19 protein-coding genes are annotated in these 16,546 nt (G+C 68.4%); 11 read left to right on the top strand and 8 right to left on the bottom strand.

Annotation, left to right across the window (positions count from 1 at the left end; translation table 11 throughout):
• A complete protein-coding gene (locus F9C11_RS40965; RefSeq protein ID WP_409182693.1) occupies positions 1–1,209 on the top strand; it encodes a THUMP-like domain-containing protein in 1,209 nt (402 codons plus the stop codon).
• A gap of 23 nt (positions 1,210–1,232) precedes the next feature.
• Entirely contained in the window at positions 1,233–1,994 is a 762-nt protein-coding gene (locus tag F9C11_RS40960; protein ID WP_409182692.1) for an HAD family acid phosphatase, read from the top strand.
• A gap of 56 nt (positions 1,995–2,050) precedes the next feature.
• On the opposite strand, the gene F9C11_RS40955 is transcribed toward F9C11_RS40960, so the two are convergent.
• Positions 2,051–3,025 (bottom strand): chitinase, encoded by a 975-nt coding sequence (locus tag F9C11_RS40955; RefSeq protein ID WP_409182691.1) that lies wholly within the window; start codon positions 3,023–3,025, stop codon positions 2,051–2,053.
• 257 nt (positions 3,026–3,282) lie between these two features.
• Positions 3,283–3,720 carry a MarR family winged helix-turn-helix transcriptional regulator gene (locus F9C11_RS40950; protein WP_409182690.1) on the bottom strand — a complete coding sequence of 146 codons (438 nt, stop codon included), beginning with the start codon at positions 3,718–3,720 and terminating at the stop codon, positions 3,283–3,285.
• A 51-nt stretch (positions 3,721–3,771) separates the two neighbouring features.
• Between F9C11_RS40950 and F9C11_RS40945 the strand changes: the two genes are divergently transcribed.
• Positions 3,772–4,092: a putative quinol monooxygenase gene (locus F9C11_RS40945; RefSeq protein ID WP_409182689.1), complete on the top strand. Its 321-nt coding sequence runs from the start codon at positions 3,772–3,774 to the stop codon at positions 4,090–4,092.
• Between the two features lie 730 nt (positions 4,093–4,822).
• Here F9C11_RS40945 and F9C11_RS40940 read toward each other — a convergent pair.
• Complete coding sequence (locus F9C11_RS40940) at positions 4,823–6,415, bottom strand: methyltransferase domain-containing protein (RefSeq protein ID WP_409182688.1); 1,593 nt, start codon at positions 6,413–6,415, stop codon at positions 4,823–4,825.
• 89 nt (positions 6,416–6,504) lie between these two features.
• Here F9C11_RS40940 and F9C11_RS40935 point away from each other — a divergent pair, with 89 nt between their 5' ends.
• The 4 genes from F9C11_RS40935 (at position 6,505) to F9C11_RS40920 (ending at position 8,288) form a co-directional block, all read left to right on the top strand.
• Entirely contained in the window at positions 6,505–7,095 is a 591-nt protein-coding gene (locus F9C11_RS40935; RefSeq protein ID WP_409182687.1) for a helix-turn-helix domain-containing protein, read from the top strand.
• 30 nt (positions 7,096–7,125) lie between these two features.
• Entirely contained in the window at positions 7,126–7,512 is a 387-nt protein-coding gene (locus F9C11_RS40930; RefSeq protein WP_409182686.1) for an ArsR/SmtB family transcription factor, read from the top strand.
• Positions 7,466–7,960 (top strand): SRPBCC family protein, encoded by a 495-nt coding sequence (locus tag F9C11_RS40925; RefSeq protein ID WP_409182685.1) that lies wholly within the window; start codon positions 7,466–7,468, stop codon positions 7,958–7,960. Before F9C11_RS40930 ends, F9C11_RS40925 begins: the two co-directional genes overlap by 47 nt.
• A gap of 154 nt (positions 7,961–8,114) precedes the next feature.
• The gene (locus tag F9C11_RS40920; protein ID WP_409182684.1) at positions 8,115–8,288 is read left to right on the top strand and encodes a hypothetical protein; all 174 of its coding nucleotides are present in this window, start codon (positions 8,115–8,117) and stop codon (positions 8,286–8,288) included.
• Here F9C11_RS40920 and F9C11_RS40915 read toward each other — a convergent pair.
• Complete coding sequence (locus F9C11_RS40915; protein ID WP_409182683.1) at positions 8,273–9,136, bottom strand: 3-hydroxyacyl-CoA dehydrogenase family protein; 864 nt, start codon at positions 9,134–9,136, stop codon at positions 8,273–8,275. The two genes, F9C11_RS40920 and F9C11_RS40915, sit on opposite strands and share 16 nt — an antisense overlap.
• Positions 9,137–9,235: 99 nt before the next feature.
• Between F9C11_RS40915 and F9C11_RS40910 the strand changes: the two genes are divergently transcribed.
• Positions 9,236–9,646: a hypothetical protein gene (locus F9C11_RS40910; RefSeq protein ID WP_409182682.1), complete on the top strand. Its 411-nt coding sequence runs from the start codon at positions 9,236–9,238 to the stop codon at positions 9,644–9,646.
• Here F9C11_RS40910 and F9C11_RS40905 read toward each other — a convergent pair.
• The 3 genes from F9C11_RS40905 to F9C11_RS40895 all read right to left on the bottom strand — a co-directional run bounded on the left by F9C11_RS40905 (position 9,630) and on the right by F9C11_RS40895 (position 12,008).
• On the bottom strand, positions 9,630–10,535 hold the full coding sequence (locus F9C11_RS40905) for a carboxymuconolactone decarboxylase family protein (protein WP_409182681.1): 906 nt from the start codon (positions 10,533–10,535) through the stop codon (positions 9,630–9,632). The two genes, F9C11_RS40910 and F9C11_RS40905, sit on opposite strands and share 17 nt — an antisense overlap.
• A gap of 1 nt (position 10,536) precedes the next feature.
• Entirely contained in the window at positions 10,537–11,163 is a 627-nt protein-coding gene (locus F9C11_RS40900; protein WP_409182680.1) for a TetR/AcrR family transcriptional regulator, read from the bottom strand.
• Positions 11,164–11,264: 101 nt separating this feature from the next.
• Complete coding sequence (locus tag F9C11_RS40895; RefSeq protein ID WP_409182679.1) at positions 11,265–12,008, bottom strand: glucose 1-dehydrogenase; 744 nt, start codon at positions 12,006–12,008, stop codon at positions 11,265–11,267.
• A gap of 92 nt (positions 12,009–12,100) precedes the next feature.
• On the opposite strand from F9C11_RS40895, the gene F9C11_RS40890 reads away from it, so the two are divergent.
• Positions 12,101–12,709 carry a TetR/AcrR family transcriptional regulator gene (locus F9C11_RS40890; RefSeq protein ID WP_409182678.1) on the top strand — a complete coding sequence of 203 codons (609 nt, stop codon included), beginning with the start codon at positions 12,101–12,103 and terminating at the stop codon, positions 12,707–12,709.
• Positions 12,710–12,712: 3 nt separating this feature from the next.
• Here F9C11_RS40890 and F9C11_RS40885 read toward each other — a convergent pair whose 3' ends face one another.
• Positions 12,713–13,237 (bottom strand): TetR/AcrR family transcriptional regulator, encoded by a 525-nt coding sequence (locus F9C11_RS40885; protein WP_409182677.1) that lies wholly within the window; start codon positions 13,235–13,237, stop codon positions 12,713–12,715.
• Between the two features lie 43 nt (positions 13,238–13,280).
• Between F9C11_RS40885 and F9C11_RS40880 the strand changes: the two genes are divergently transcribed.
• The gene (locus F9C11_RS40880; RefSeq protein ID WP_409182676.1) at positions 13,281–14,255 is read left to right on the top strand and encodes an SDR family NAD(P)-dependent oxidoreductase; all 975 of its coding nucleotides are present in this window, start codon (positions 13,281–13,283) and stop codon (positions 14,253–14,255) included.
• 89 nt (positions 14,256–14,344) lie between these two features.
• A complete protein-coding gene (locus F9C11_RS40875; RefSeq protein ID WP_409182675.1) occupies positions 14,345–16,522 on the top strand; it encodes a hypothetical protein in 2,178 nt (725 codons plus the stop codon).
• The last annotated feature ends 24 nt before the right edge of the window (positions 16,523–16,546 follow it).

The raw sequence follows: 16,546 nt of genomic DNA, 5'->3' as shown, positions 1-16,546 counted from the left end.
TTGCCCTACAGTTTCACGCTCGACGACGTCGCCTTCCTGCGCTCCGGCGCGGGACGGGCGGCGCTCGCCGAGTGTTCCGCTTTGGACGGTTCGCGGATCGCGGACGTCACCATGGCTCGTCGCCTGGTCGGAGAGCACGCTTCGCCGGTGCTGGAAACCGTTGCGCTGCGGCGTAAATCGACCTTGAAGCTCGCTGCCTCCGCGGATTGGCTCTTCACTGGCGACGCCTTGCAGCAGGCGAGCGCGACTCCGGTGGCTCGGCATCGGGCCTCCCGGCTCGCGGGGTTGCCGGTGCATGACGTCACCTGCTCGGTCGGCGCGGACCTGGTTGAACTGTCTCGGGTCGCGTCGGTGGCTGTGGGGTCCGATGTGGACCCGGTGCGGCTGGAAATGGCTCGGCACAACGCTTCCGCCGCCGGAGTTTCGCCGCTCGTCGCGCGTGCTGACGCCTTGCGTCCGGTTTCCCGCGACACCGCCGTGGTCGCCGACCCCGCCCGCCGTGATTCCGCGGGCCGCCGGGTGTGGCGTCCGGCCGACTTCCTGCCGCCGCTGGACGAACTCGTGGCTGCCTATCCCGGCCGGGTCCTGTCGGTGAAATGCGCGCCCGGCATGGATTTCTCCATCGCACCGTGGGCGGACGAGGTCGAACTCGTGTCGCTCGACGGCCAAGTCCGCGAAGCCTGCCTGTGGCGAGGGCTTTCGTCCGGCGTGACGCGCCGCGCGACAGTGTTGCGTTCGGACGGTGCACAGTGGACTCTCACCGACGCGGAACCGGATGACATTCCCGTGCGGGCGGCAGGGGAGTGGCTGATCGACCCGGACGGCGCGGTCGTGCGGGCCGGCCTCGTGCGCCATTACGCCGCGCGGCACGGCTTGTGGCAGCTGGACGAACGCATCGCCTACCTTACCGGTGACACGCCGCCGCCGGGAGTGCGTGCGTTCCGGGTGCTGGAACAGTTGCCGTACCGGGAAAAAACGCTTGGGCAGGCGTTGAAGAAGCTCGACGTCGGACGGCTGGAAATCCTCGTCCGCGGCCTTGAGGTGGACCCGGACGCCTTGCGGCGCAAGCTGAAACCGCGCGGCAGTGAAGAGTCCACTGTGGTGCTGACGCGAATCGGCCGGTCGCCGGTGGCGTTCGTCTGCCGGGCCGAACGCATCCCAACGGAGGGTTTTCAATCCGGGAAACGCGGCGTAAGTTCGGCGGGTTGACGAATCACCACTGGAGGGTCGCTGTGTCTCGTTTTCCCGCTCTCGTCAAACTGGCCGCCGCGGCGGCCGTCGGCGCCACCGTCGCAGGCGGCGCGACCGCGCTCGCCGGATCGGACGCGGTCACCGCCGCGCACGGCCGCGAACCGGCAAACATCGGCCAGGTGAAGAACGACGTCAAGGCGTACTACGGCGACTGGCTCGACGCGTCCGGCAAGCACCACTACTCCGAAACCAGCCGGTTCGTCACCGACACCAAGCGCGTGGTCGCCGACGCGAAGCGGTACCTGCAGCAGAAGCTGGGGAAGGTGAAGAACCCGGCGATCGTGCTCGACGTGGACGACACGTCCGAGGTCACCTACGGCTGGGAAGCCGACAACGACTTCGGCTTCGACCCGGTGAAGCAGCAGAAAGCCATCGACGACGGCACTTTCGAGGCCAACAAGCCGGTGCTGGAACTGGCGAAGTGGGCCGCCGACCGCGGCGTGCGGATCTACTTCCTGACCGGCCGCAACGACAAGCAGGGCCCGCAGTCGCTCAAGAACCTCGCCAACGAGGGCTACCCGACCCCGGCCGGCGCGTACTTCAAGCCGAAGACCACCCCGCCGGACTACCTGCCGTGCGGGCTGACCTGCAACACCGTGCAGTACAAGTCGGGCACCCGCGCGCACATCCAGTCGACCGGCGCGCACATCGTGCTCAACCTCGGCGACCAGTTCAGCGACCTCGAAGGCGGCTACGCCGATCACCCGGTGAAGCTGCCGAACCCGATGTACTACCTGCCCTGAGTCTTTGCCGGAAGCAGCCCGGGTCCCGCGCCGGGCCCGGGCCGCTCCGTTTCTCCTCAGCCGGAATACCCGGCGAAGATCCTCGAGAATTCGTACGGCTGCTGGGAAATGTTGGTGCACCGGTAGAGCGGCCCGCTGCACGCGTTCGCGTCGCGGCCGAGTTCCCAGAACGACAGCATTCCGATGTGGACACTCTGCGCGAAGCTCACCACGGCGCTGGCGTCCTTTTGGTAGAAGATCTCGTTCTGCGAATCGTTGACACCCAGCATCGGCGTGAGGCCGACCTTCCGCCAAGCGTCCGCATCGGACAGTCCGAGCGCCGATTTCAGTTGCGCCTGCGTGGATCGCGCCGCCTGGATCGCCTTGGCCCCTTGGTCGCCGGAGCCCTGGTAGTAGTCCATCGCCATCACGTTCACCAGGTCGAGGTCGACGCCCGCGTCCCGCGCGGAGGTCACGACGTTCACTCCGTCCGAGGTGAGCCCGGTGGGAAGCACCGGCAGGGTCAGGGAAATCTTGAGCCCGGGATTGTCGTCCTGCACCTTTTTCAGTGCCTGCGAACGAAGTTTGATCGAACCGGGATCGGCGACCGCCGCGCCCTCGATGTCGATGTCGATATACTTGAGGTCGTACGCTTTGATCACCGCCTCGTACTCGCCGGCCAGCGAATTGACGTCCCCGCACGCCTGCGCGAGTTCGACGCCGGACGCGCCGCCGAAGGAGACTTTGACGTCCCCGCCCGCCGCGCGGATCTTCGCGATCTCGTCGGACTGCCACCCCTGCCGAGGGTCGTAGGCCGCGAACCAGCTGGCCTTGCAGGCAGCTCCGGTGACGAAGCCGAGGGTGAAACTCTTGATGCCGCTCTGCTCGGACATCGAAGACAACACGGGCGACGGCCAAGCGCCCATGTCCACATAGGGCGCGAGCGCGATCGACGAGCTGCTCGCCGCGGCGCTCGGCGGGACCGCCAGTCCGGCTGCGGCCAGCAACCCGCCGAGCGCGGCCGCCAGTTTCCGGGGGGAGGGGAGACGCATAGGTGGAACCTCCACGGTGAGGACCGAGGGGCGGTGAACCCCTGTCCAAATGGTATAGACCAATAACTCCGCAGAGGCCATACTCCATTAGTAGGCCGATCCGTCCCGCTGAGCGGGATTCACCCGTGTCATGGCGAGCCGGTGCCGGATCCTCGAACAGCCGCACCCTCCGGCTCCGAGCCCCACCGACAGGAGGCGCACTTCACCAGCTCAACGCACTGCCGCGCGATCTTTCCCCTCCCGGCAGTCCGCCGATCTCACCGATCCTCGGACGCCAGATTCTCCGCACAGATGCTCAACAGCCCAGCCAGCCGCCGCCGCTCCGACTCCGACATCCCGGCCAGCATCCGCTCCTCGACCTCGCCCACCACCCGATGCGCGTCTCCCAGTCGAGCTTCCCCATCCGCGGTGAGCCGCACCGGCCGCGCCCGCCCAGCCGACGCTTCCTCGGCAACCGCGACCAGTCCAGCCGTCTTCAACCCGGTCAGCACATCCCGCAACGACTGCCGCGTCACAAAACACCGCCGCGCCAACTCGGCCGACGACGCCCCCGGATTCTCCGCCAAGGCGACCAGCACGGCGTACTGCGACATCGACAACCCGATCGGCCGCAACCGCTCGTCCGACACCTGCCGAAACGCCTGCTGCACCCGCTTCACGAGATACCCCGGCCGCCGCGTCGTCTCTTGACTCATGACAGGAACCTTACACATACTGCGCCTGCCAGTCAGGTCGAAGGAGGAGCCATGACGACCATCAGCACCGACGCCGACGTTGCCACCCTGGTCAACGTCTTCACCGTAGCGCCGGAAAAGCAGCAGGCTTTGGTCGCCGTCCTGACGACAGCGACGGAGGAGGTCATGCGCCACCGCCCCGGCTTCGTATCCGCGAACATCCACGCGAGCACCGACGGAACCCGCGTGGTGAACTACGCCCAGTGGGCCAGTGCCGATGCGTTCCACGCCATGCTCGCCGACCCGCACTGCCGCGAGCACATGTCCGCCGCCACGGCCCTGGCCGAGGACGACCCGCACCTGTACACAGTGGAATCCATACACCACGCCTGACGCGGGTTCGCTGCGCGCCGTCCAGCCAGGTGCTTCCCTCGTCCCGGGTCAGGCCCGCTCCGACGGGAGCTGCTCGTCGCGCGCCTTTCCTCGACCATGTTTTTCACCGCCCCACCTCCAGCCCGGCCGAGCCGCGGGTCCGCTTCCCTGAGAGGTGTCGCTGGGCGGCCTTACTTGGGACGCTTTCGCTGCTTGCCCCCAGCCCGGCCAACCCACCGCCTCCCGACTAACCGGCCGCCACCTTCGAGCCCGCCGCCCCCACTTCCTTCCGCGCTTGTCTCGGTACCTCAAACGCCTCCGGCCTGGCCGAGCTGCTACTCCCGCCTAACTTGGCCGCCACCTCCGTGCCCGCCGCCCCCTCCCTTCGCCACCTGTCTCGGCGCCCCAAACGCCTCCGGCCTGGCCGAGCCGCTACTCCCGCTTAACCGGTCACCGCCTCCGTGCCCGCGGCCCCTCTCCTGTCGGCACGTGTCTCGGCATCCCAAACGACTCCGGCCTGGCCAAACCACCGCCTCCCGACTAACCGGCCGCCACCGCTGAACCCACCGCCCCCACTTCCTTCCGCGCTTGTCTCGGCGCCTCAAACGCCTCCGACCTGGCCGAGCTCCCACTTCCGTCTAACCGGCCACCACCTCCGAACCCGCCGCCCCCACTCCCTTCGGCACGTGCCTCGGCACCCCAAACGCCTCCAGCCCGGCCGAGCCCCACCCGACCGGACCGAAGCCACCCCTCACCTCTTCCGTGCCACCAGCACCGTGTCCCGAACCACCGTCTCCCCGTCCGCCGCGGCCCGCTCGCGCACCTCCGCGGCCACCGAATCCCACGACTGGTCCAGCGTCTCCGCCACCTCCTCGGCCGTGAACATCATGTCCGGCATGTGCGGCCGCCCGGCGTGGTGATCCGCGGGGTCGTGCCCCACCACCAGCAGCGTCCCGCCCGGCGCCACCGCGTCCGCGAGCCGCGCGAACGCCGCCGTGCGGGCCGCCGACGGAATGTGCAGGAAATGCGACGTCACCAGGTCGAACTTCGACTCCGGCACCCATTCGGACAGGTCCGCGGCGAGCCACGTGATCCGGTCCGCCACCCCGAGTTTCGCTGCCTGCGCTCGCCCGCGTTCGATGGCCGTCGCGGAGAAGTCGACCGCCGTCACGCGCCAGCCCTGCTGCGCGAGCCACAGCGCATCGCCGCCCTCGCCGCAGCCCGCGTCCAGCGCGTGCCCCGGTTTCAGGTCGCGGGCCTCGGTCACGAGCTGGTCGTTCGGCCGCCCGCTCCAGATTTCGTCCCGCGAGCGGTACCGCTCCTCCCAGGAAGCGCGGTCGAACGGCGGCGCCGCGTGCTGCTCGTTGGCCCGCGCGACCTCCCGCTCCATCTCGTGCGAGAACGGCATTTCCCGCAGCCGCACGGCTTCCGCGGCCTCCTCCTCGACCAGGTCGCCGTTGATCGCCGCCCCGGCCGTCAACCCCGCCGCGGCCGAAACCACGACCTGCGCCCGCATGTCCGTGACGTTCCCCGCCACCCACAAGCCGGGCACGGCCGTCCGGCCGGTCGCGTCCGCGGGCACCCGGGTGCCGATCACGAAACCGTTGAACTCCACCGGTTCCGGTTCGATGCCGAGCGGCGCGAGAAAGTCCGCCCGCGTCCTGGCCGGCGCCGCGACCGCCAGCGCCTCGCGCGCCACGACCTCGCCCGATTCGAGCCGCACCCCGGTCAGCTGGTCACCCTCGGCCTCGACCGCGGCGACGACTCCGTCCACGATCCGGATTCCGCGGGCCAGCAGCGGAGCCTCGTCGAAATCCGCGTGCGTGTGCCGGAAAACGACCACGTCGTCGCTCAGCTGCCGCCACATCAGCGCCTGGTGCACGGTCATCGGGCCGGTCGACAACACGCCGATCGCCCGGTCCCGGACCTCCCAGCCGTGGCAGTACGGGCAATGCAGCACGTCCCGTCCCCAGCGCGCTGCCAGCCCGGCGACCTCGGGCAGCTCGTCCACGAGACCGGTCGCGACCAGCACCCGCCGCGCGTGCGCGCGCCGTCCGTCGGCCAGCGAGACCTCGAACCCGTTGTCTCCCTTGGCAATCGACGTCACCGTCTGCGCGAGCACCTCGCCGCCGTACCCGGCCAGCTCCGCGCGACCGAGCGAGAGCAGTTCGGCCGGCGGCGTGCTTTCGCGGCCCAGGTAGTTGTGCACGTGCCCGGCGGGCGCGTTGCGCGGTTCGCCGGAGTCCACGACCAGCACCGACCGCCGGGACCGCGCGAGCGCCACCGCCCCGCTGAGCCCGGCCGCACCGCCGCCGACCACCACCACGTCGTACTTCTCGTCCATTGGATCCTCCTGTCGTCCCCGTGCCACGGACTATCCGGAGAACGCGCCGACTTGACAAAGTTCTTTGCCGAAGTGGCAAATTGGGCGGCATGAGCGAAGACGACCAGGACCTCGGCGAGGTCCTGCACGCGGTCGGCCCGAGGCTGCGCGCCCTGCGCAAACAGCGCAACGCGACGCTGACCGGCCTCTCGGAAACCACCGGGATCTCGGTGAGCACCCTCTCGCGGCTCGAATCCGGCCAGCGCAAACCGACCCTGGAGCTGCTGCTCGCCCTGGCCCGCGCCTACCGGGTCCCGCTCGACGAGCTCGTCGGCGCGCCCCCGCCCGGCGATCCGCGCCTGCACCCGAAACCGTTCGTCCGGCACGGCCGGACCTACCTGCCGCTCACCCGGCGTCCGGGCGGGCTGCGCGCGTACAAGATGCTCCTCCCGCCCGAGCCCTCCGCCGAGCCCCCGGACCTGCGGGTCCACGAGGGGTACGAGTGGATGTACGTCCTTTCCGGACAGTTGCGCCTGCTGCTCGGCGAGCACGACGTGCTCCTCCGTCCGGGCGAGGTCGCCGAGTTCGACACGCACGTTCCGCACTGGTTCGGCAACGCCGGCACCGAGGTCTGCGAGATCCTGGCCCTCTTCGGACCGCAAGGAGAGCGATTCCACGTCCGCGCCCGGCCTGCCTCTTGACGCATACCCATATCGGCATATGATTGCCGCATGGCACGGGCAGCGACCACCGCGGACGTCTTCAACGCCGTCGCCGAACCGAGGCGCCGGGAAATCCTGGACGTCCTGGCCGAGGGCGAACGTCCGGTGAACGACCTCGTCCGCGTGCTGGGCCTGGGGCAACCGCAGGTGTCGAAGCATTTGCGGGTGCTGCGCGAGGTCGGCGCGGTCGAGGTGCGGGACGAGGGCCGGCAACGGCTTTACCGGCTGAACGGCCGGGCCCTCAAACCGATTCACGACTGGGTGCGCCGCTACGAACGCTCCTGGGAGGAACGGTTCGCCTCGCTGGACGCCGTGCTGGACGAAATGGGCGCGACCGAGGAGGAAGACCATGACCGAGACGACGACCGGCACGGCGAAGGTGACCCTGCCCGCTGACGACCAGATTTTGATCACCCGCGATTTCGCCGCCCCGCGGCACCGCGTGTACCGCGCCTGGACCACGCCGGACCTGGTGAAGCGCTGGTGGGCGGGCAAGCGCGGCACGGTGACGTCGGTGGACATCGACCTGCGAGTCGGCGGCCAATGGCGCTACGTGATGGTGGCGAACGGCGATTTCGAGGTCGCCTTTCACGGCGAATACCGAGAAATAGCGCCCAATGAACGCCTCGTTCACACCGAGGTCTACGAAACCCCGGGAGCCGCGGACGTGGAGGCCCCCGTGGTCACCGTGACGTTCGCCGAAGCGGGCGACCGCACCACAGTGACCATGCTGATGGAAACGCACACCAAGGAGCTCCGCGACACCATTCTGGAGTCCGGGATGGAGGGCGGCATGCAGGAGTCGATGGACGCGCTGGAGGAAGTCGCGGTCTCGTTGGATTGAGCGGCTGACTCTGGCAACTCGGTGCTGGCCTGGGTGCGGACGTTTGCTGAATCCGCGCTCAGGCCAGACCCTGTTGTGCTCCGCGTCCAGCACGACGGCTCGGGTCGCAAACCCTTGTCTCCGAACGGTTCCAGCCGGTTGGTCGGGGAACGTCTTGGCACCGCACCGGCTGCCGATGGTGCTCGGTGCCCGCGCGATCTGCCCGGACGCCCGACTCCTCGCGACACAGCTGGCCCCGACGGTCGGTAGCCACCAAACCGCGCTCGCGGTGAAGGACGACGGGCTGTGGTTCGAGGTCGTGCCGCCGGTGATTCAGCCGTACGAGTAAAACCCCTCCCCGGACTTGATCCCGAGCTTCCCCGCGTCGACGTAGCTGCGCAGCAACTCCCGCGGCCCGGCCGGCAGATGCGGATTCTCGTCGGCGTAATGGTTTTCGATGTCCAGCACGACGTCCAAGCCGACTTGGTCCATCATCTGGAACGGCCCGTACGGCAGATGCCAGTTGATCTTGAACATCCCGTCCACGTCCTCCGGCCGGGCGACGCCCTCCGCGACGACGGCCAGCGACTCCCGTTTGATCGCCGCCCACACGCGGTTGAAGATGAAGCCGACGCTTTCCTTGCGTGCCTCGAACGGATGAATGCCGAACTCCGGCAGCACCCCGAGCAGCGTGTCGAGCACGGCGCGGCTGGTTTCGCCGTCCGACATGAGGTCGACCGCGTTCGCCGTCGGCGGCATGTAGAAGTGGATGTTGCACAGCCGCGATTTGTCGCGCACCTTCTCGGCCATCATCCGCGACGGATACGAGGACGAGTTCGTGGCGAAGATGGCGTCGGCAGGCGCGGCCTCGTCGATTCGGCCCCACAGCGGGATTTTGAGATCCAGCCGCTCCGGCACCGCTTCCACGACGAGCCACGCGTCGCGCAACGCGTCCTCCATCGACGCCGCGTCCTCGACCCGGCCGATCTCGCCGCTGCCGCGTTTCTCGAGCACGACGGGCAACGTCTCCGCGACGTATTCCGCCGCCGCCGCGACCTGTTCGGCGTTCGGGTCGCTGATCCGGACAGTCCCGCCGCGCGAGGCGAACATCAGCGCGATGCGCCTGCCCAGCGTCCCGGCACCGAACACGGTGACCGGCCGGTCGCGGATCTGGTCGAATGTGTACGCGTACGGCATGGCGGCTCACCTTTCGATCTTGAGCCAAGAAGACCACCCGTCCTCGCCCGCCGCAATTCCGCGTCCACCGCCGGGGGACCGGCCGCGTAGAATGCGGCGGTGGTCGAGGTTCGCGAGGTTCGCCGTCTCTGTTACGACTTCGCCCGGCGCACCGGCGGAACGGTCGCCGACTTCCGCGTCCCGAACGGCACGCCGAACTTCTGGCAAGCCGTCGTCGAGTATCCGGACCGCACGATCTCGGTCGTCGCCGCCCGCGACGTCCCGGTGCTCGCGCTCGCCCGGCCTCGCTCGTTCGAGTTCGCGCCGGCCCGCGAATCCGGACCGCTCGAGTTCGCCGACGAACCGGAACTGTCCGCCGTGCTCGCGGAAACGGCGCAGTTCCGGGTGCTCACCCCAACCGACCTCGAACGTCCCTTCGTCGCCGAAGACTGGCCACACCTCACTCGATCCGACCTCGCGTACTGGAAACCAGCGACGGTCGGCGAAGCTCTGTTCAATTACTGGGACTGACCTCCCGAACCCCGGACAGCGGGAAGATGCCGCCGCCGGAAATCGTGACGGAGCCGGAGAACACGTCCCCGTCGACCATGCCGGTCACGCTCACCTCGAAGCGCGCCGGATCGGTCACCAACGCGGTGAAGGCCACCTCCGGCCCGTCGACCTTCCCGGACACGAGGGGGACGGTCACCTTCAGCTGAGTGTCGAAAATGGACCCGGACACCGTCGAGCCGTCGGTCGCGAGGTCGAGGAGCAGGTCCTTGCTCCCCGCCGGATGGATGAAGGTGACCTTCCACCTGCCGTCCGGGCCGGTTTTCCCGCTGGCGGGCCGGGACTCGTGGTCCGGGAGCGCCACGGGCGCCGGAGGTTCGCCGAGCGCCGGTTGCCCGGGTTTCACCGGTACGCCCGCGGAATTCAGGAACCCCGCCATCATCCGGTAATAGCCGACGAGGAACAGGATCTCGATGATCTCGGCGTGGTCGCGGGTCGCGGCGAGAGCTGTCCAGGTTTCGTCGGACACGAAGACATTCGCGCACAGTTCGTCGACAGCGCGCAGCACCGCGTCGTCCTCGGGCGGCCAGCTGGCGTCCGGATCGGAGAGGGCGGAGATCTCGGCTTCGGTCGCGCCCCCGCCCAGCGCGGCGGGCGCGTGGTTCGCCCATTCATAGGGCGCGTCGCACCGGAGCGCGACGCGAAGGATCGCCAGCTCGCGAATCCGCGGATGGAGTTTGCCTTGGCCCAACAGGTAAGCGCCCAGCTCGCCGGACGCCTTCATCACTTCCGGCGCGCGGGCCAGAACCTGGATCACGGTGTCCGCGCCGAGCTTCGCCAGCTTTCGCTGCTCAGGAGCCATCTCGCCGAGTCCGAGCGGCGGGATGCGGGGAATCGTGGCGTGCGGCATGTCAGTTTCCTTCCGCGGGCAGGCGAGCGAGCGCCGCCCGCGCTTCGTCGAGGCTGAGCTGTGGATGCGAATAGATGTCGATCAGCGCGCGGGCGAGCATGTTGTCGCCCGCCGGGCTGAGGATGTCCACGCCCGCCGCGCGGGAAATGTGCTGATGCAGCACGGTGATCGACAACGCCATCGCGGTGCCGATCGCGGCCCGGACCTTGGCGTCGACCGTCGGCGGATCCGGCCGTTGCCGATCAGCGGCGACGAGCCGGCTCGTGCCGAGCTCGACCATCTCGTCGAACAACGGCGCGACACCGCCTTCGACCAGCGCCCGGACGAGATAGTCCCGATACGGCCCCACGGCGATGCGCGCCGCCGCCACGGGATTCGCCGTGATGCTGGCGGCCAGGTCTTCCGGCACCTGGTCGTTGAGCTGGCGGATGAGCTTGATCAGGTGCGCGTCGCACGCCTCGCGGAGTGCTTGTTTGGATCCGAAATGGTGTCGCACCAATCCCAGGGACACCCCGGCTTCCACCGCGATGCCCCGGATCGTGGCGCGTTCGAAGCCGTGTTCGCCGAAGTGTCGCATCGCCGCGTCGCGGATCCGGGCGCGGGCGGTCAGGTCGTCGGGGTCGGTCATGACATCGTCACTATACGCATGAACAACATGCTATACCTATGTATAGTCTCCCGCCAGGGTGAACTTGCGCGAGGACGCCGTTGGCCCCGCGCTCCTGCTGGTCAGAACTGCTTCTCGCCGCCGTCGACGTAGATGTTCGCGCCGAGGATGAAGCTGCTCCGCTCCGACGCCAGGAACACCACGGCCTCAGCCACCTCGCGCGGCGTTCCCATCCGGCCGAGCGGAACCCGCGCCGCGAAACTCGCCCGCGCCTCATCGACTTTCTCCGCACCGACCGCCTTCTCAAGCACTGGCGTGTCGATCGTCCCCGGCGAAACCGCGTTGACCCGGATGCCGCGGTCCTTCAATTCGTTGGCCCAAGTCCGGGCGTAGGAACGAAGGGCGGCTTTGGACGCGGAATAGGTCCCGAACGACGCGAGGCCGTCGTCCGCTCGCACCGACGAATTCAGGATCACCGACGCGCCCTTGTTGAGTAGTGGCAACGCTTTCTGCACGGTGAAGAGCGTCCCGCGGACGTTGGTGCCGAAGACCTGGTCGAAGTGGTCCGCGGTGGTCTCCTCCAGGCTCGCGAAGGATCCCGCTGCCGCATTCGCGAAGACGACGTCGAGTCCCTTGCCGCGAGCGCGAACCGCGTCGTAAAGCCGATCCAGGTCGGCCAGGTCGGCGATGTCGCCGGGCACCGCGGTGGCCGAACCGATGGACTTCGCCGCCGCGTCCAGTGCTTCTTGGTTCCGTCCGGTGATGAAGACGTGCGCGCCCTCGGCGGCGAGCCGTTCGGCGGCAGCCAGGCCGATCCCGCTGCTGCCGCCGGTCACGACTGCCGTCTTGCCCTCGAGCTGTCCCATTTGCTGACCTCCGGATAGTTCGGTACCGATCGGTACTGAAGGTGACCGTAGCACTTCTGAACCGATCGGTACCGAAGGGGTATGCTGGCGGGGTGACCGGTCAGGACAAGGCGCACATCGGCCGCCCCCGCGGATTCGACGCCGACGAGGCGCTGCACCGCGCCATGCTGGTGTTCTGGGAGCGGGGCTACGAAGGGGCCAGCCTGGCCGACCTGACTGGGGCCATGGGCATCACGAAAACCAGCATGTACGCGGCTTTCGGCAACAAAGAGCAGCTCTTCCGCAAGGCCTTGGCGCTCTATAGCGAAGGCCCCGCTTCGTATGGCCCGCGGGCCTGGGCGGAGCCGACCGCCGAGAAAGTGGCTGCCGCGATACTCAACGGTGCCGTCCGGGCGACGACCGATCCCGACTGCCCGCCGGGTTGCCTTGGCGTCCAAGGCTCATTGGCAGCGGGCGAACTAGGCAATCCGGCGCGTGAACTGCTGATCGAGTGGCGAAACGCCGCTCGCCAAGCCCTCGAGAAAAGATTCCAACGCGCCATCGAGGAACACGATTTGCCACCGAACGCCGACGCGGCCCGGCTGGCTCGCTACGTCATGACGGTCGCGTTCGGAATCGCCGTCGAAGCGGCCAGCGGGGCGACTCGCGCAGAGCTGCAGGAAGTCGCTGACACGGCCATGCGCGACTGGCCGCCCGTCTGAGTTTCAGCGCCCGCAGTAAAGGTCGACCGCGACAGTCATCCGGGCCCGGAATTCGTCGCGCGTTTCCGCGTCGTGCTTGATCCCGATCGCGGTACTGATCAGCGTGCCAGCGACGTCGGCGGGGGAGCGTCCTCCGATCGCCTCGACGACGAGCGCGCGAAACCGCTTCGGGTATTCAGTCGGCATGGTGCCCAGCAGGTCGGGATTCGAGTCGATCAGCACGCCGATCTCCGCGGCCATCGGCCCGACGTACCGCCCGGCCCAATGATCGAACGCCTCGATCAGCCGCTCGCGCAGCGGTCGCCGCAAATCGGCGAGAGCGAGCCGAGCCGCCTCGATGCTGCCGTCGAGCGAATGCCGCACGGTGGCACGGAACAGCTCCGGCTTGGACGAGAAGTAGAGGTACAGACCAGGCCGCGAGATGTCCGCAGCCTTCGCGACGTCGTCCATCGACGCCTTGCGATAGCCGTAACGCGCGAACACCTCCAAGGCCGAGTCCAGTACCTGCGTGCGCCGATCGCTGCCCATAGACCCACTATACAAAACGCGTCCACTGCGTATAGTACGAAGGGTGCCTCAACCCTCCCTAATCCGCACAGCCTTCGACGCCACCAGCACCGCCGGCGACGTAGTCGCAGGACTGGACCTCGTCGGCATCCGCGCAGTCGTCACCGGTGCCACGTCCGGCCTGGGCCGCGAAACAGCCCGCGCGCTCGCCTCCGTCGGCGCGGACGTCACCCTGGCCGTACGCGACACCGCCCTAGGCGCGAGCGTCGCCGACGACATCTCCGCATCCACCGGAAACCGCGCCGTCCGCATCGCGCACCTGGAGCTGGCTGACCTCGCCACCGTCACCCGCTTCGCCGACAGCTGGGACGGCCCGCTGCACCTGCTGATCAACAATGCCGGCGTCATGCGCCCAACCCTCGGCCGCACTCCGCAGGGTTGGGAACTGCAGTTCGCCACCAATCACCTCGGCCACTTCGCGCTGGCACTGGGCCTGCACGACGCCCTAGCCGCAGGCGCGAACCAGCGAGGAGCGGCCCGAATCGTCGCGGTGACTTCCGGCGCGCACATGTACTCACCTGTTGTCTTTGATGATCTCCACTTTACCCGCCGCGCCTACGACCCCCAACTGGCTTACGGGCAGTCGAAAACGGCCAACTCGCTGTTCGCGGTGGAAGCGACCCGCCGGTGGGCGGCCGACGGAATCGTCGCCAACGCGGTCAACCCCGGCGGAGTTTCCACTGGCCTGCAACGAGATTTCACCCAGGACATGAAGGACCACCTGGACCGGCTCGAAGCCGCTGGAGTCTTCGCGTACAAAACCGTCAGCCAAGGCGCGGCCACCACTCTCGTCGCCGCGACCGCCCCGGAATTCGCCCATAACGGTGGTCATTACCTGGATGATGGCAACGAAGCCGCGACAGTTCCCGACGACGTCGACTTGACAGGCAACAGCCACGCCGTCAAACGCTGGGCTCGCGACGACGCGACCGCGCAGCAACTCTGGAAGGTTTCCGCCGATCTCGTCCGGCAACGGTGAACGCGTCCACTGCCCAACACAGTCACCGTGAAGCAGGTTATTTGTTGCCGCAGGAGAGTTTCGTGGTCCGCATCCGCTAGATTTTGGCCGTGGACACGACGGACCAAGTCGCGAATCTGTGGTTGTCGTTGCGGACGGCGCACGCCATGGACCACGGTGCGGAGAGAACCGCGCTGCTGGTCGACGCGGTAAGAACGGCCGACCGCCTGCGGGAACCCCAGGCCGCGTTCCGTTCCCGTCGGATGCTCGCCGAAGCGTATCGCCTCGACGGGCAATGGGTTCAGACGCGCCGCCTGCTCTTCGAATGTCTCGACGCGTACGACCAGCGCCGGTGGCAATTCGACCGGAACGAGGAGGCCGAACTGCTCGGCTGGTACGCCTGGCTGGTCGAATGCATGGTCGACTTCCCCGACGTCAGCCTCGCCGAAATCCGGTCCTCCCTGCGAGGAGTGGAGGACCGGTACACCGCCGCCGGCTTGCCGCAGCACGAGATCTACTCGGCGCAGCGCGGAGTAGCCGCGCACCTCGGCGATTGGCCGACCGCCGACAAGGCCTACCTGCGCTGGGTCGCCACCGCGCCGACCGACGAAGACGACCGATGGCTCGACGTCATCGCGATCGACCACTACCTGGGCAAGGGAGACGTGGCCCGCGCGCGGCGAATCGCGGCCGGCATGCTGGAGAACCCTGTGTCCTCCGGCGAGCCGGTCGCGCTGGCCCGCTGCCTGATGCTGCTGCCGCTGGCCCGCGCCGGCGAATGGGACCTGGCGGCGCTGACCTTCCGCCGGATCCGGCGTGCCATGTTCGGCGAGTTCTATTCGCCGGAAAACCTCGGCCGCATCATCGAGTTTTGCGCGCTCACCGGCAACACGCTCGCAGGCGTCGACTGGCTGGCCGCGATGGCGGGCTTCGAGAAGCGGCAACGCCCGTTCGGCACCATGGAATTCGCTGCCTCGGCCGCGGTGCTGGCCAGCGCGCTAGTCCGCGCCGGCCGCGGGGATACCGTGCTGGATCTGGGACCCGAGGACCCCAACACGGTCCCGCTGCGGGTTCTCGCCCGCCGCATGCGCCGCCTCGCCCTGGACCTGGCCGACCAGTTCGACCGCCGCAACGGCAACACTTTCCAAGGCGACCGGATCCGCGCCCGTCTCGCCGCCGAGCCGCTCACCGACTTCCTGCCGCTCGAGCCGACCAGCCGTCCGCCGCTGAATCTCCTGCCGCCGCCCGGACTGTCCGACGAGGCTCTCCTCGCCCGCGCGGAATGGCACGACCTGCGCTGCGAGGCCGACGAAGCACGCGCCTGCCTGACCCTCGTGCCCGACGACCTCCCTCCGCACCTCTCCGCGCGACTGATCGAGCTGCGAGCGAAGTTCTTCCAGAGCGAGGAAACCGAACCAGCGCTGCGTTACGCCATCGACCTCCACTACCGGTACCACGACGAACCCCGCGCCCTGCTCGCCGAATGCTGGCTCAGCCTGTGGACAGCCCACGCCGGCCGCCCCGACGAAGCCGTCGCGAGCGCCGCGGCCGCCGTCGAACAACTGCGCCGCTCCGGCAACGACACCCATTGCGCCTGGGGCGAATACTGGCTGGCCTATCTCCTCGCCAGCCAAGGCGCACACGCCGACGCACTAGCCGCATTAGCGCGCGGCCAACGGCACGCCGAGGCAGCGTCCGACCATTTAGCGCGAGGCACGCTCTTGATTCTCGACGCCACGCTACGCCCGTCGCTCGCCACTGCGACAGCCGCGCTGGACGCACTCATTACCGCACGCGCACCGGAAAAAGCCTTGGAGGCACTAGAACAACTCACACACCATGACGGATACCTTGAGGTCCTCGACACCATCTTAGCCGCCCCGCCCCCAGGAATGCCTCGCTTGATCGGGCGAATGCGCTACCTGCGTGGCTGCTCCCGGCCCAACCCCGCGGACTCCGTCGACGACTTCGCCGAAGCCATCGGCCAAGCCGCCCTGCGCGGCGAGGACACCGCCGAACAGTGGCATCAGCTGGCCCAAGCCAACCTCGCCGCAGGCCGCTGCGAAGACGCCATCGACGCAAGCCAACGCGCCACCGAACTGCTCGCCCCCGAAAGCGACGCCAGCGACCAAGCCAGATACCTGCTGGCAGACAGCTACCGCCACCTAGGCGACCACCGCGCGGCCCTACGAGAATACCGCCGCCTCGCCGACGGCGACGGCCCACTCGCGGCGCAAGCCTTCGTCGCCGGCGCAGCCTTGCTGGAACAACTCGGCCTCACCGAGTAGTCGAGCTGACCACTTCGCCCAAGC

Origin of the sequence: Amycolatopsis sp. VS8301801F10 (genome assembly GCF_046195355.1) — a bacterium.
Classification (GTDB): domain Bacteria; phylum Actinomycetota; class Actinomycetes; order Mycobacteriales; family Pseudonocardiaceae; genus Amycolatopsis.
Note: the sequence above shows the minus strand (reverse complement) of the source record. Positions and strands in the feature narration are given on the sequence as shown.